Here is a 13,327-nt window from a genome sequence, read left to right as displayed (position 1 = left end):
GGTGCTCCTTAGAGAGAGTTCAGAAAGGCCAGCAACGCGGCGCGTTGTCCGGCATCGAAATGCAGCACCCGTTGCCGTGCCGCTTCGGCTTCGCCACCGTGCCAGAGGACCGCTTCCAGCAGGTTGCGTGCACGGCCGTCGTGGAGGAACTGGGTGTGGCCGTTGACCGCCTCGGTGAGGCCGATGCCCCACAGCGGCGGCGTGCGCCACTCGCGGCCGCTGGCCAGGAATTCCGGGCGATTGTCCGCCAGGCCCTCGCCCATGTCATGCAGCAGCAGATCGCTATAGGGACGGATGACCTGGTTGCTGAGTTCCGGCTCGGCTGCCGTTGCGGCGGTGGTGAACATCGGGGTGTGGCAGCCCTGGCAGCCGGCCTGCTGGAACAGCGCCTTGCCGGCCAGCACCTGGGCGTCGTCCACCTGGCGGCGTGCGGGTACGCCGAGGTTGCGGCTATAGAACAGCACCGCGGCGAGAATCTCGTCGCTGACTTCCGGCTCGCCGCCGCTGCGTGCGGCGCGGCAGTCGGTCTGCACATCGCTGCAATCGTCGCGGTCCAGCAACGAGGAGGTCAGGCCCATGTCGCCGGCGAAGGCGTGGGCGTTCTGCTGGTTGAGGCTGGGCTGGCCGGCCTTCCAGCCGAAACGACCGAGCACGCTGCGCTGGCTGGCATCGTCCCAGACGCGGTTCGGCCGGCCGGAGATCCCGTCGCCGTCGCTGTCGTCCGGGTCGGCGTTGGCCAGCAGCGCCTGTTCGGGAATCGCTTCGAGTAGGCCGAGTCCGATCATCGGCGGGGCGATGCGTGCGGAAAACAGCGTCTCGGGATGCAGGGCGCCGTAGCCGAGGTCGGTGATGCGCAGGGTTGGCTGGCGCAGCTCGACGACGCTGCCGTCGGCGAAGGTGACCGGCTTGGGGGTGTATTCCATGCGCACCCGGCCTTCGGGGGCTGTGCCGGGAATCGCCATGTCCTGCAGCTGGCCGCCATAGACCGGTTCGGGCACCACGCCGAGGCGTTCGATCAGCCGCGCCTGCTCGGGCAGGCGGGCGGGAATCGACAGGCGTACCAGCAGCGATACGGCATTCTCGGCATCTGGCTCCGGCGGGTGGCCGCGACCGTCCTTGATGTGACAGCTCTGGCAGGCGTTGACGTTGAACAGCGGGCCCAGGCCGTCGCGTGCGGTGGTGGTGGCGGGCGCGATGACCCAAGGGTTGCGGAAGAAGCTGTTGCCGACGCTGAAGTCCAGTCGGCGCAGCGGCGAGAGGTTGGCCGAGGGCAGCGAGTAGGCGTTCTGGTCCTGCTTGCGCACGGTGGCATCGCCACCGGACAACGCCTCGCCGGGTTCCGCCTGGAGCGGTGGCGGCGGTTGGTCGCAGGCACCCAGGCTGAACATCAGCAGGGCAAGTAGGCAGCGCGTCAAAGCGGACATCGAAAGCGGACCCGGACAACTCGAGCAGGTGCGCAATCTTAGCAGGCTAATGGAATTTGAATAAGAGCAATTTGCATTTGAGGCGATGCCGCAAAGCCCGTGGCGGTGGGCAGCGGCAGGCGAGAAGGGGGCGGGTGCGGCGTTGCGCCGCACCCGTCCGGCATCGGTCAGAACTGGTGGTCGGCGGTATCCGGATTCAGCTCGCTGATACCCAGCTTGCTGGCGGCCTGCTCGATCGAACCGGTCTGCTTGACCAGCGCGGCGATGGCGTCACGCACGATTTTCTGGCCTTCGGTATTGTTGGCGGCGATCAGTTGGTCGAAGTGCTGGTCGTTCTTCTCGGCGCTGTCCACCAGGGCCTGCAGCTTGGCTTCGGTGGCGGCCAGATCGGCCTTCAGGGCGTCGTCGGCGGCGGGGTCGACCTTGGCCACCAGGCCGGACAGGCTCGGGCCGGTCAACATGGTGCCGTCGACCTTTTTGTATTCGCCCAGGTAGACGTTGCGAATGCCCTTGCCGTTGTAGAAGTGCGAGTTGTGGGTGTTGTCGCTGAAGCAGTCGTGCTCGTCCTCGGTGGAGTTGGCCTCCAGGGCGACCTTCATGCGCTCGCCGGCCAGTTCGCCGAGGGACAGGCTGCCCATGCCGAACAGCATCTTGCGCAGGCCGTTCTCGGCCGGTTCGGCCAGCAGCGTGGCGCGGTAGTTGTCGGCAACGTTCGGTTGCCACTGGGCAACCATGTCTTCCAGGTCGCTGACCAGCAGCGCGGTGGCGGCCTTCAGGTAGTCGCGGCGGCGCTCGCAGTGGCCACCGGTGCAGCCTTCGCCGACCACGAAGTCAGTAGCCGGGCGCTCGCCGGCGCCGGGGTTGGTGCCGTTCAGGTCCTGGCCCCAGAGCAGGAACTCGATGGCGTGGTAGCCAGTGGCGACGTTGGCTTCGGAGCCGCCCAGTTCGTTCAGGCTGGCCAGCTTCTCGCCGGTGATGTCCTTGACGTCGATCTTGTCCTCGCCGACCTGGATCTCGGTATTGGCGACGATGTTGGCGGTGGCGCCAGCGGCGCCCAGGGCGTGCTGGTAGCCGTCGGCGACGTAGTCGATCAGGCCCTCGTCCAGCGGCCAGGCATTGAGCTGGCCTTCCCAGTCGTCGACCACCGGATTGCCGAAGCGGAACACTTCGCTCTGCATGTAGGGCACGCGGGCGGCCAGCCAGGCGGCGCGGGCGGCTTGCAGGGTTTCTTCGCTGGGGTTGGCGAGCAGGGCGTCGACGGCCTGCTGCAGCGCCTTGGCGGTGGTCAGTGCGTCGCTGAACACGGCGAGGGCGACGTCGGCGTAGTGTTCGACTACCGCGTTGGCAGCCTGCTCGTCGATCTTCGCCGGGGTGGCGGCCGGCGTGCTGGCTTCGGTGCTGGCGGTGGGCGCGGCCTGGGTGGCGGCCTTTTCTTTGTCGTCGCCGCAGCCGGCGAGAGAAATGGCAAGGGCCAGCAGGCTGGCAGTGGCCAAAGGCATACGGGGCATGGAGACGTCCTTTTTGGATTGTGGTTGGCAGGGCGGGCGTGGAAATTCGGGATATAATGCGAAAGATTTGCATTACCTGTAAAGGCCTGATGTCTCGCCGCTATCACCTTGCAAGCGGCAGAAGCTGCCGATTGCCTGGCCTGAGCCGTTAAACTGACGGCTTGTTTCGGGGAGGGGCTTCATGGTTCTGGCGAGCGTTGTCATCGGTCTGTTGCTGTGCCTGTCGGCGGGCTATGCAGTCTTTCTCTATCGGTGCTTGAGCAGGTGGCGGCAAGGCCTGGATGCAACCAGGACCGGCCTGGATGAGCTGCTGGAACGACGCCGGCTTGCCCTTTCCGAACTGGTGGATGCCTGCCAGCGCCACATGCCTCACGAGCGCACCGCGTTGGAGCGCATGCGCGTGGTCTGCGGCGCCCTGGATGGCCAGCACGGACGCGACGATGCGAGCGAAATCGAGGACTGGCTGGCCGTCGACCTCGACCGGCTTCTGTCGCTCACCGGTAACTACCCGCTGGCGCAGGCGGACCAGGATTTGCAACAGCGGCAGGAGCAGGTCGTTGCGCTGCAGCAGCAGATTCTCGACGGCCGCAAGCAACACGACCTGCAGGCCGCCGGCATCAATGGGCAACTGGCACGTTTTCCCGCTTCCGCCCTGGGTGGGCTGATGGGCTTTGGCGCGGTGAAGCTGCTCGGCACCGGGCAGCCGGAGGCTCGCGACGCCAAGCGGCGCTAGTCGGATGATGGCTTTGCAAGGCGCAGTGCCCGGGCGCGCGGGCTGCGGTGTTGCCGGGTGCCGTCGAAAACAGGCTTGCCGGGGTTTGCGAAGCTGTCTCGCTCGGTTCTGTGGGAGCAGTCAACCGGCTCGCGGGCTTAGCGGAATCTTGCCTGGCCTGACCGTTGCTCGGCGGCTTTTCCTGTAGGCCCTAGAGGGTGGCGGGATTGGCAGCGGCGTTCAGCCGGCGGGCCTGCTTCAGGTAGACGGTCAGTTCGCGGGCCGGCAGCGGCTTGCTGTAGAGATATCCCTGTCCCTCGTTGCAGCCCTGGGAAATGATGTAGGCCTCCTGCTCGGCGGTTTCCACCCCCTCGGCAATTACCTGCATGCCCAGGCTCTTGCCGAGCTGGATGATGGCGCGAACGATGGTGGCGTCGTCCTCGTCCTCCAGCACGTCCTGCACGAAGCTCTTGTCGATCTTGATCTTGTCCAGCGGCAGGCTCTTGAGGTAGCTGAGCGAGGAATAGCCGGTGCCGAAATCGTCGATGGCAATCAGCGCGCCGGAACGACGCAGGCTGAGCAGGTGCTGGGCGGCGGTGGTGATGTCTTCCATCAGGCCGGTTTCGGTGACCTCCATCTCCAGGCTGCGCGGCGGCAGGCGATAGACCTGCAGCAGGTTGTTCACCACCCGCGGCAACTCGGCATGGTGCAGCTGTACGGTGGACAGGTTGATGGCCATGCGCAGCTCGGTGAAGCCCAGGTCGTGCCATTCGCGCAGTTGGCGGCAGGCCTGGTCCAGTACCCATTCGCCGATGGCGATGATGCAGCCGTTCTGCTCGGCCAGCGGGATGAACAGGTCCGGCGGCACGAAGCCGTGTTGCGGATGCTGCCAGCGCAGCAGCGCCTCGACGCCGCTGACATGATGGTCGAGGTAGTCCACCTGCGGCTGGTAGACCATGTGCAACTCGCCGCGGGCGAGGGCGTCGCGCAGGTCCTTTTCCAGCTCGCGCCGGCGGCGCATCTCGCTGTCGACGCTGGCGATGTAGAACTGGTAGCGGTTGCGCGAACGGCTCTTGGCCAGGGTCATGGTCTGCTCGGCTTTTTGCAGCAGCTTTTCGGTGCTGTCGCCGTCTTCCGGGAACAGGGTGATGCCGATGGTGGCGCGCAGGTGGACTTGTTGCTGGTCCAGTTCGAAGCATTCTTCCAGGTCGTCCAGCACGCTCTGCGCCAGTTCGGCGGCTTCGTAGGGTTGCTCGATATCGGCCTGGACCAGGGCGAACTGGTCGCCGCCGAGCCGGGCCAGGGCGCCGAGCCGGCCGCTGTGGCCACGCAGGCGATCGGCCAGGGCCAGCAGCAACTGGTCGCCGGCCTGGTAGCTGAACTGTTCGTTGATGCCCTTGAAATCGTCCAGGCCGACACAGAGCACGGCCACCCTTCGTTGCAGGCGGCCGGCGTCTTCGAGGATCTGGTCGAGCTGCTGTTGCAGTTGCTGTCGGTTCGGCAGGCCGGTGAGGAAATCGTACTGGGCCATGCGCAGCAGGCTGTTCTCCGCCTCGCGGCGCAGGTGGGTATTGCGTTCGATGGAGGCGAGCAACTGGTTGGCGGTGTTGATCCACAGTCCCAGTTCGTTCTTCTCGTTGCCCTTGAGCATCGGCAGCTTGTGCTCGCTGGGGCGGTCCGGATTGATGTTGGTCAGGTGCTCGATGATCTTCGACAGCGGCTTGGTCAGCAGCATGTGGTAGACGCTGTACAGCACCAGGCCCATGGCCAGGGCGCGCAGTACCCCGGAGACGAAGATGATCACCGAGCTGGTGATGAAGTCCTCGCCGTAGGGGGCAGTGTCCAGGGTGATGGTCAGGTCGCCGTAGTATTCGCTGTAGGGACCGCGGCCGACCAGCTGGGTGGTGAAGCTCTGTTCCTTGCCGAGGATCAGGTCGGTGAGCAAGCGGGTCGGTATCTGCATCAGGTCACGGGATTTTTCCGCGAGCATGGGTTCGTTGGGATGACCGATGGCGGCGAAGCGCACGGACTCGTGCTGGAACAGGCCTTCGATCACCTGCATGCCCATTTCCCGGTCCAGGCTGTAGACCGCCTGGGTGGAGGGGTCACGGAACATGCCGAGGATGCGCTGGGCATCGTTGGCCACCGCCTGGCGCGTCTTGTAGACGTCGAAAACGATCTGCGCGCAGCTGAGCACCACCCCCACCACCAGTGCCGACAGCAGCACAACGCGGAGCAACTTAAGCGACAAGCTGTTCTTCAGTTCCAGCTTCAAGTGGTGGTTCCTTGTTCGGTGCTGGCGACAGATTACCGTACTGAGTATTGGCAAACTCGCCGAAGCAGTCAAAGGGCCAGTACGCACGGCCATGCCGGACGGCTTGCACCAGGCCGCCGGGCGATGCCGATCCTCTAATCCCAGGACTGCCCAGGCGCTCTGTCGCGGCGCGCTGCGGCCGTGCCGCTCCGGCTCTGAAACGCCGCCGGTTGCCTGGTCAGGTTACTGGCATTGTGTCGGTCCCTATATCGGGTACTTAAGCCTCGTTCGGCCAATTGGGAGGGCGGGCAGACGGACGGTAGACCCATAGAATGCGAAAACCCGGCCGAAGCCGGGTTCTCGTGGAGCGGGCGCTGGACGTCAGGCGGCGAAGTTCTTGGCCACGAAGTCCCAGTTGACCAGGTTCCAGAACGCCTCAACGTACTTCGGACGCAGGTTGCGGTAGTCGATGTAGTAGGCGTGTTCCCAGACGTCACAGGTCAGCAGCGGGGTGTCGCCGCTGGTCATCGGGTTGCCGGCGCCGATGGTGCTGGCCAGGGCCAGGGAGCCGTCGGCCTTCTTCACCAGCCAGCCCCAGCCGGAGCCGAAGGTGCCGATGGAGGTCTTGCTGAATTCTTCCTTGAACTTGTCGAACGAGCCGAAGGCGGCGTTGATCGCGTCGGCCAGGGCACCGGTCGGCTGGCCGCCGCCGTTCGGCGACAGGCAGTTCCAGTAGAAGGTGTGGTTCCAGACCTGGGCGGCGTTGTTGAAGATGCCACCGGAAGAGGTCTTGATGATGTCTTCCAGGCTCTTGCCTTCGAACTCGGTGCCCGGGATCAGGTTGTTCAGGTTCACGACGTAGGTGTTGTGGTGCTTGTCGTGATGGTATTCCAGGGTCTCGGCGGAAATGTGCGGCTCGAGGGCGTTTTTCTCGTACGGCAGCGGCGGCAATTCGAAAGCCATGGTCTATCTCCTTTCAGGTCAGGACGGGTGCCAGAAGCTGCGGGGCCGGGTGGGTACCCGTGCCCGAAGGGCTCCTGGTGCGAGGCCGTTCACGGGCGGCCGGACATGCGGCTGGAGTTTCGACTCTCTGCGCCGCGAAGGCGGGATCATAGCACCGGCACTGCGGCATAACCACGCAGCAACTGTGTGGGAAAGCCGGTGCCAGGGCCTCTGGCCAAGGGTGGACAGTGCCCCGGCGACTGGGTTCCGGGCCGCTGCGCGGTTGCCTACAGCCCGCGCAGCAGCTGTATCGCGACCAGGAACATCATCGCCGCCACGCCGAGGTCGAGCAGGCGCCAGGTCGCCGGTCGCGCCAGCCAGGGGGCCAGCCAGGCGGCGCCGAGGGCCAGGCAGAAGAACCAGGTCAGCGAGGCGCTGGCCGCACCCAGGGCATAGGCCCCCGGCACCGGCTGCTGGGCGCCGAGGGAGCCGATCAGCAGGACCGTATCCAGGTACACATGCGGGTTGAGCAGGGTGACCGCCAGGGCAGTCAGCAGTACCGCACGGCGCGAGCGCGGCGCGTTGCCGGCGGCCTGCTCCAGCGCTTGCGGGCGCAAGGCGCGCAGCAGCGCCTGGGTGCCCAGCCAGAGCAGGAAGGCCGCGCCGCCCCAGCGGGCGATGCCGAGCAGCAGCGGACTCTGCGCCAGCAGCGCGGCGAGGCCAAAGACCCCTGCGCTGATCAGCAGCGCATCGCACAGCACGCAGAGCGCGGCGACCGGCAGATGATGTTCGCGCCGCAGGCTCTGGGCGAGGACGAAGGCGTTTTGGGCTCCGATGGCGACGATCAGGCCGGCGGCCACCAGCAAGCCATTGATATAGCTCTGCCACATGGTGCTCACTCCGCCGCCAGGGCTTGCAGGACGGCCAGGGCCCGCTGGCCATCGGCGCGGGCGACGAACAGGTGGTCGTGGTAGTAGCCGGCGATCACGTTGCAACTGATGCCGGCCTGCGCCAGGGCGGTGGCGAAGGCGGCAGTGAGGCCGACGGCCGCCAGTGCCGAATGTACGGTCAGGGTGATCCAGGCGGCCTCGAAATCGAACGGCAGGCCGAGGCGTTCGGCCTGTTCGCGCTCGAGGATCACCGTCAGTCCTTCGCGCTCGCGAAAGCTGCCCAGGGGAGCGGTGCCCTTAAGATCATGCACGTCGGCGAGGCAGCAGAACACATAGCTGCCCGGGTGTAGCTCGGGAGTCAGGTTGCGCAGCAGGGTGCGCAGGTTGGTTTCGCCAGTCATGGGAGGTGTCTCTTCAGGCAGTTCGATGTGGCGAGTCTGCGGTGAATGCCTGTATAAGAAAAACGAATTATGCTGATCGCTCATAAGGAAAACTGATTGTTCGACTACAAGTTGCTGGCGGCTCTGGCCGCCGTGGTGGAGCAGGCCGGGTTCGAGCGTGCGGCCCAGGTGCTGGGGCTGTCGCAGTCGGCGGTGTCGCAGCGCATCAAGCTGCTTGAAGCACGGGTCGGCCAGCCGGTGCTGATGCGTGTAACGCCACCGGCGCCGACCGACATCGGCCGGCGCCTGCTCAATCATGTGCAGCAGGTGCGCTTGCTGGAGCGCGACCTACAGGGCCAGGTGCCGGCGCTGGACGAGGGCGGGCTGCCCGAGCGCCTGCGCATCGCTCTGAATGCCGACAGCCTGGCCACCTGGTGGGCGCAGGCGGTGGCCGAGTTCTGTGCCAGCCATCGCGTGCTGCTGGATCTGGTGGTGGAGGACCAGGAAGTCGGTCTGAAGCGCATGCGCGCCGGCGAAGTGGCGGCCTGCGTGTGTGCCGCCGAGCGCCCGCTGGCCGGTGCCCGCAGCCTGGCGCTGGGGGCGATGCGCTATCGCGCGGTGGCCAGCCCTGCGTTCATTGCCCGGCACTTTCCCCAAGGGGTGAGTGCGGCGGATCTGGCGCAGGCGCCGGCGATCGTGTTCGGCCCCGACGACTCGCTGCAACACCGTTATCTATCCGCCCTGGGCGCAGGCGGCGGCTTTCCCCATCACCTGTGCCCGTCCTCGGAGGGCTTCGTGCGCCTGACCGAGGGTGGCCTGGGCTGGGGCCTGGTGCCGGAACTGCAGGTGCAGGACGAGCTGGCGCGTGGGGCCCTGCAGGAGCTGCTGCCGCAACGGCCGATCGACGTGCCGCTGTACTGGCACCATTGGCGCAACAGTGGTGAGCTGCTCGGCGAGCTGACCCGTCACCTGGCCCGTGCCGCGCGCGCGATGCTGATCGCCCGCTGACCCGTCGCGGCTCAGTCGATCAGAATGCGGCCGGCACCGGGCAGCTCTTCCACGCAGCGGGAGCCGAACAGCTGCGAAGGCGTGAAGTAGCCGCCGGGGCCCTGGTAGGCGAGCAGGCGTTGCGCCGCCAGCAGTGCGCCATGGGTGGTCACGTCGTAGCCATTGGGCGTCTCCAGGCGGGCAACCTTGACCTCGCCGGCGGCGTTGCGGGCCTCGCCCCATAGCCAGGTGCGCAGGCGCTGGCGGTTGGCTTCGTCGGGGCCCTTGACCCGAGCCTCTACCTGGCGCTTCAGCCAGCGCTGCACCGCTGGCACGCCGAACAGACCGCGCAGTGGGTCGAGCAGGCGCATGAGAATCGCGACCGCTGGCGGCGTCGGCAGGTAGATTTCGATATTCGGGATGCCGGTGCTGTAGTAAGCGGTCGCCACGTCGCCCCAGGGAATCGTCACCGCGCTCTTCTCGCCGCGGCCGAAATCGATGGAGCGGCGTCGATAGCCGAGCGGCACTTCGGTGAGCACGCCGCTACGGCGAACCCGGCCACCCGCCGGCAGGCCCTCGATGGCAGTCTTGGCGGTGCCCGGCGACAGGCCGCTGGCGGTGTCGAAGCCAAGGGCCAGGTGGCTGGCGTCGGGCATGGCCTGATGCAGGCAGGCAGCCACGCAGTCGCTGGGAATGACATCGAAGCCGACACCGGGGCAGATCGCCAGGCCGGCCACACGCGCCTGTTCGTGGTAGGCATGGGCGGCCTCGAACACACCGATCTCGCCGGTGATGTCGGCGTAATGCGTGCCGCTCGCCAGGCAGGCCTCGATCATCGGCGCACTGGTGGCGGAGAACGGCCCGGCGCAGTGGATCACCACCGCGACATCGGCCAAGGCTTCGAGCGTCCGCTCGCGATGGTCGAGGTCGAAGATGCGGCATTCCAGGCCGAGCCGGCTGCCGATGGCGTGCACCGCGCCAGGGTTGCGGCCGCCGAGCAACGGCGAGAGGCCCTGTCGACGGGCCTCTTCGGCCAGCAGGTGGCCGGCGTAGCCGTTGGCGCCATAGATCATCCAGTGCTGCTTGGCCATGCGCGTTTCCTCTGAGGGGGCGTTAACAGGGTAGTCGTTCTAGCGGTCTCGTCAGGGGCGGTCGCCTATCCAAGGGTGGGGACGGTGGGCTGGTGTTTTGCAAGAAATGTCCGGTCCGACGGTCGAACTGTGCGGGCAGAGTTGCCTGGCTGGCACAGCGGCTCGCACGGTCGCTGGGTTTGGCCCGCTGCGCCACGGCGGCGGGGCGCCGGCGCTGCTAGGCTGAGCGCACGATCACGACAGGGGGCAAGGCATGAGGATTCTGGTTACCGGTGCCAGCGGATTCATTGGCGGGCGCTTCGCCCGGTTCGCTCTGGAGCAGGGGCTGGAGGTGCGGGTCAGCGGGCGCCGGGCGGAGGCGATGGAGCACCTGGTCAAACGCGGCGCCGAGTTCGTTCAGGGCGATCTCGGCGATGCCGATCTGGCTCTGCGGCTGTGCCGGGACGTCGAGGCCGTGGTGCATTGCGCGGGCGCGGTGGGTGTCTGGGGTCCCTACGAGGACTTCTACCAGGCCAATGTCGCGGTCACCGAGAACCTGATCGAGGGTTGCCTCAAGCAGAAGGTGCGACGCCTGCTGTACCTGTCCTCGCCGTCGATCTATTTCGATGGCCATGCCCATGTCGGCCTGACGGAGGAGCAGGTTCCCAAGCGCTTCGGCAACCCCTATGCGGCGACCAAGTTCCTCGCCGAACAGAAGGTCTTCGGCGCCGAGGAGTTCGGCCTGGAAGTGATCGCCTATCGCCCGCGCTTCGTCACCGGCGCCGGCGATACCAGCATCTTCCCGCGGCTGATCAACATGCAGCGCAAGGGGCGCCTGTCTATCATCGGCAACGGCCTGAACAAGGTCGACTTCACCAGCATGCAGAACCTCAACGACGCGCTGTTCAGCGGTCTGCTGGCGGCCGGGCCGGCGCTGGGCAAGGTCTACAACATCAGCAACGGCGCGCCGGTGCCGTTATGGGACGTGGTCAACTACGTGCTGCGCCAGCTCGATTTGCCACCCGTGACCCGCCACATGCCCTATACGCTGGCCTACACCGCGGCGGCGTTGAACGAGGCGTTCTGCCGAGTGCGGCCGGGGCGTCCGGAGCCGACGCTGTTCCGCCTCGGGGTGGCGGTGATGGCCAAGGACTTCTCCCTGGATATCAGTCGCGCCCGGCAGTACCTGGACTACGAGCCGCAGGTGAGCATCTGGACTGCGCTGGACGAATTCTGCAACTGGTGGAAGGCCCAGGGGCTGTGAGTCAGACGTAGACGCGCTGGCCGCGGTACATGCGCACCGAGCCGCTGGCATGGGCCAGCGCCGGCGTGCTGATGTCCGCCTGGGCGTGGCCGCGGTAGAGCGGCTTGGCGACGGTGCTGTCCTGGCGATCGCTGTATTCGGCCAGGCGCTGGCCGAGAAGGCGGGTTTCCGGATCGCTCGAACGCAGGCAGGCACCGAGCATGGCGACGATGGCGTCCGGCTGGCTGAGGCGGATATCCACGGCCAACTCGTCGCGTAGACGGCGACGCAGCGTTTGCATGCAGTCCAATACGGCTTTGTTCAATTCCATGCGGTGGTTCCCCCATTGGCGAAGAGGGCTCCGGGGGCATACGTCCCGTATGCCCCCGGAGCGGCGAGGCCGGGCGCCGGCCCGTACTCGTGAACGCCTCGGCGTTCTCTGCCTCCCTGGCACAGGTGCCGCCCATGACACCCAGCAGGGATTTTGCAAAGTGCGTACCAGTTCACGGAGTGCCGAATTCCCCGGGCCAGAGCCGGTCCGATGGGGTGCTGCCTGCCCTTCGTCGGTGCGACCCGCACCGCCCTGGCGCGACGCTGAAGCGCCGCACGCGAATCGGTATACTGCGCGGCACTTTGCCCCTAGTGTGCTTTCCCCAAAGGTTCCGCCATGCGTAACGATGCCCACGACGAGCTGGACCACGTGCCCAGCCTCACGCCCGACCTCAGCGACCGCGAAGCTTTCGAGCCCGACGAGCCCTCGCCGCGTCGCCCGGTCTACGGTCGCAGTGCCAAGCCGGTCGAAGTAAAAAGCGCCAGTACCGGGCCGCTATGGGCGCTGATCGGCGCCCTCACCATCGCCCTGGGTGGCCTGGGCTGGTGGAGCTTCCAGCAGATCTCGCTGATGGAGCAGCAACTGGTGGCGACCCAGGAAAGCTTCGCGCGCATCAGCGAGGAAGCCGCCGGGCGCATCCAGGACATCAGCGGCAAGGTGGTCGCCACCGAATCGACCGTGACCACCGGTAGCGAAGCGCTGAAGCTGCAGGTCAAGCAATTGGAGAACAAGCTGGCCGAGCTGGCCCGCCAACAACAGGCGAACGCTGGCCAGCAAAGCGGCGTGGACAAGCGCCTCGAACAATTGGCCGACAAGCTCAAGGCCAGCGAGACTGCCGACAGCCAGCTGGACAGCCGCCTGAAAGCCCTGGCTGGCGAGCAGGACAAGCTGAAGGCCGGGCTCGGCGACAACAAAGCCCTGCAGGCTGGCCTGGACAAGCTGGACGGTCGGGTGAAGAGCCTGAGCGGCGAGATCGAGACGCTGAAGAAGCAAGGCAACCCGAACCAGACCATCGCGCGCCTGGAGCAGGACCTGCTGGTCCTGCGCAGCGAACTGGACAACCGTGCCGCCCAAGGCAGCAACACCGCCGAGTTCGACGCCTTCCGCGCGCAGATGACGCGCAACATCAACACCCTGCAGAGTCAGGTGGTGAACCTGCAGCAGCAGATCGACGCGCGCTGAGTCTTGCCGCGTCATCGAAGCCCCTCGGCCGCCCGGCCCAGGGGCTTTTCTTTGGTTTTCGCGGGAGACAGCCTGACACCAGGCTGGCGAGTTTGTCTCTTGTTTGTTGGGCTTGATGATCCGTGCGCTGGCTGATTACCGTGTTTCGATGATGCTTCTGGTTTCGGCCCCCCGGCCGAGTCACTTCTTCTTTGAAATGCGCAAAGAAGAAGTAACCAAGAAGAAAGCGCACCCCACATCCGGGTCTCGCTGCGCGAGACTTCCCTCACTCCATCGCCGCTCCAGGGGCACGCCGTGAAGGGCCATCCCTGGCCCATCACGGCTCTTTGTCGTGGTCAAGTTTTAGTGGACACCCGAATAGGGGATTTCAGGCGGTTGCCTTCTCGTACTCGACTGGAGGCTGG

12 protein-coding genes are annotated in these 13,327 nt (G+C 66.3%); 4 read left to right on the top strand and 8 right to left on the bottom strand.

Annotated features, from left to right (window positions below; genetic code table 11):
* Nucleotides 1-8: 8 nt before the first annotated feature.
* Both ACWKV7_RS10015 and ACWKV7_RS10010 read right to left on the bottom strand, forming a co-directional pair.
* Complete coding sequence (locus tag ACWKV7_RS10015; protein ID WP_483857518.1) at nt 9-1,424, bottom strand: di-heme oxidoreductase family protein; 1,416 nt, start codon at nt 1,422-1,424, stop codon at nt 9-11.
* A 167-nt stretch (nt 1,425-1,591) separates the two neighbouring features.
* Nucleotides 1,592-2,932 (bottom strand): imelysin family protein, encoded by a 1,341-nt coding sequence (locus ACWKV7_RS10010; RefSeq protein WP_483857517.1) that lies wholly within the window; start codon nt 2,930-2,932, stop codon nt 1,592-1,594.
* Between the two features lie 181 nt (nt 2,933-3,113).
* On the opposite strand from ACWKV7_RS10010, the gene ACWKV7_RS10005 reads away from it, so the two are divergent.
* Nucleotides 3,114-3,665 (top strand): LemA family protein, encoded by a 552-nt coding sequence (locus ACWKV7_RS10005; protein ID WP_483857516.1) that lies wholly within the window; start codon nt 3,114-3,116, stop codon nt 3,663-3,665.
* Nucleotides 3,666-3,855: 190 nt separating this feature from the next.
* Here the strand turns inward: ACWKV7_RS10005 and ACWKV7_RS10000 are convergent, their stop codons facing one another.
* The 4 genes from ACWKV7_RS10000 to ACWKV7_RS09985 all read right to left on the bottom strand — a co-directional run bounded on the left by ACWKV7_RS10000 (nt 3,856) and on the right by ACWKV7_RS09985 (nt 8,131).
* Complete coding sequence (locus tag ACWKV7_RS10000) at nt 3,856-5,919, bottom strand: putative bifunctional diguanylate cyclase/phosphodiesterase (RefSeq protein ID WP_483857515.1); 2,064 nt, start codon at nt 5,917-5,919, stop codon at nt 3,856-3,858.
* A 360-nt stretch (nt 5,920-6,279) separates the two neighbouring features.
* Nucleotides 6,280-6,861: a superoxide dismutase [Fe] gene (sodB, locus tag ACWKV7_RS09995; RefSeq protein WP_483857514.1), complete on the bottom strand. Its 582-nt coding sequence runs from the start codon at nt 6,859-6,861 to the stop codon at nt 6,280-6,282.
* A gap of 266 nt (nt 6,862-7,127) precedes the next feature.
* The gene (locus ACWKV7_RS09990) at nt 7,128-7,730 is read right to left on the bottom strand and encodes a LysE/ArgO family amino acid transporter (RefSeq protein WP_483857513.1); all 603 of its coding nucleotides are present in this window, start codon (nt 7,728-7,730) and stop codon (nt 7,128-7,130) included.
* Between the two features lie 5 nt (nt 7,731-7,735).
* Nucleotides 7,736-8,131, bottom strand: a complete 396-nt coding sequence (locus ACWKV7_RS09985) for an ACT domain-containing protein (RefSeq protein ID WP_483857512.1) — start codon at nt 8,129-8,131, stop codon at nt 7,736-7,738.
* A gap of 96 nt (nt 8,132-8,227) precedes the next feature.
* On the opposite strand from ACWKV7_RS09985, the gene ACWKV7_RS09980 reads away from it, so the two are divergent.
* Nucleotides 8,228-9,118, top strand: coding sequence for a LysR family transcriptional regulator ArgP (locus tag ACWKV7_RS09980; protein ID WP_483857511.1), 891 nt, complete (start codon nt 8,228-8,230; stop codon nt 9,116-9,118).
* Between the two features lie 11 nt (nt 9,119-9,129).
* Here ACWKV7_RS09980 and ACWKV7_RS09975 read toward each other — a convergent pair whose 3' ends face one another.
* Nucleotides 9,130-10,188 carry a saccharopine dehydrogenase family protein gene (locus ACWKV7_RS09975; RefSeq protein ID WP_483857510.1) on the bottom strand — a complete coding sequence of 353 codons (1,059 nt, stop codon included), beginning with the start codon at nt 10,186-10,188 and terminating at the stop codon, nt 9,130-9,132.
* 253 nt (nt 10,189-10,441) lie between these two features.
* On the opposite strand from ACWKV7_RS09975, the gene ACWKV7_RS09970 reads away from it, so the two are divergent.
* Nucleotides 10,442-11,431 (top strand): NAD-dependent epimerase/dehydratase family protein, encoded by a 990-nt coding sequence (locus tag ACWKV7_RS09970; RefSeq protein WP_483857509.1) that lies wholly within the window; start codon nt 10,442-10,444, stop codon nt 11,429-11,431.
* A gap of 1 nt (nt 11,432) precedes the next feature.
* Here the strand turns inward: ACWKV7_RS09970 and ACWKV7_RS09965 are convergent, their stop codons facing one another.
* Entirely contained in the window at nt 11,433-11,741 is a 309-nt protein-coding gene (locus tag ACWKV7_RS09965; protein WP_483857508.1) for a hypothetical protein, read from the bottom strand.
* 336 nt (nt 11,742-12,077) lie between these two features.
* Here ACWKV7_RS09965 and ACWKV7_RS09960 point away from each other — a divergent pair, with 336 nt between their 5' ends.
* Complete coding sequence (locus ACWKV7_RS09960; RefSeq protein ID WP_483857507.1) at nt 12,078-12,923, top strand: ATPase; 846 nt, start codon at nt 12,078-12,080, stop codon at nt 12,921-12,923.
* Nucleotides 12,924-13,327 lie beyond the last annotated feature (404 nt).

Source organism: Zestomonas ipomoeae, from assembly GCF_057128665.1.
Note: the sequence above shows the minus strand (reverse complement) of the source record. Positions and strands in the feature narration are given on the sequence as shown.

What these genes read in the sequence shown, in the direction of transcription:
- ACWKV7_RS09960 (WP_483857507.1), top strand. Translation starts at nt 12,078, where the DNA reads ATGCGTAACGATGCCCACGACGAGCTGGACCACGTGCCCAGCCTCACG.
- ACWKV7_RS09965 (WP_483857508.1), bottom strand. Translation starts at nt 11,741, where the DNA reads ATGGAATTGAACAAAGCCGTATTGGACTGCATGCAAACGCTGCGTCGC.
- ACWKV7_RS10010 (WP_483857517.1), bottom strand. Translation starts at nt 2,932, where the DNA reads ATGCCCCGTATGCCTTTGGCCACTGCCAGCCTGCTGGCCCTTGCCATT.
- ACWKV7_RS10015 (WP_483857518.1), bottom strand. Translation starts at nt 1,424, where the DNA reads ATGTCCGCTTTGACGCGCTGCCTACTTGCCCTGCTGATGTTCAGCCTG.
- ACWKV7_RS09985 (WP_483857512.1), bottom strand. Translation starts at nt 8,131, where the DNA reads ATGACTGGCGAAACCAACCTGCGCACCCTGCTGCGCAACCTGACTCCC.
- ACWKV7_RS10005 (WP_483857516.1), top strand. Translation starts at nt 3,114, where the DNA reads ATGGTTCTGGCGAGCGTTGTCATCGGTCTGTTGCTGTGCCTGTCGGCG.
- ACWKV7_RS09990 (WP_483857513.1), bottom strand. Translation starts at nt 7,730, where the DNA reads ATGTGGCAGAGCTATATCAATGGCTTGCTGGTGGCCGCCGGCCTGATC.
- ACWKV7_RS09970 (WP_483857509.1), top strand. Translation starts at nt 10,442, where the DNA reads ATGAGGATTCTGGTTACCGGTGCCAGCGGATTCATTGGCGGGCGCTTC.
- ACWKV7_RS09975 (WP_483857510.1), bottom strand. Translation starts at nt 10,188, where the DNA reads ATGGCCAAGCAGCACTGGATGATCTATGGCGCCAACGGCTACGCCGGC.
- sodB (WP_483857514.1), bottom strand. Translation starts at nt 6,861, where the DNA reads ATGGCTTTCGAATTGCCGCCGCTGCCGTACGAGAAAAACGCCCTCGAG.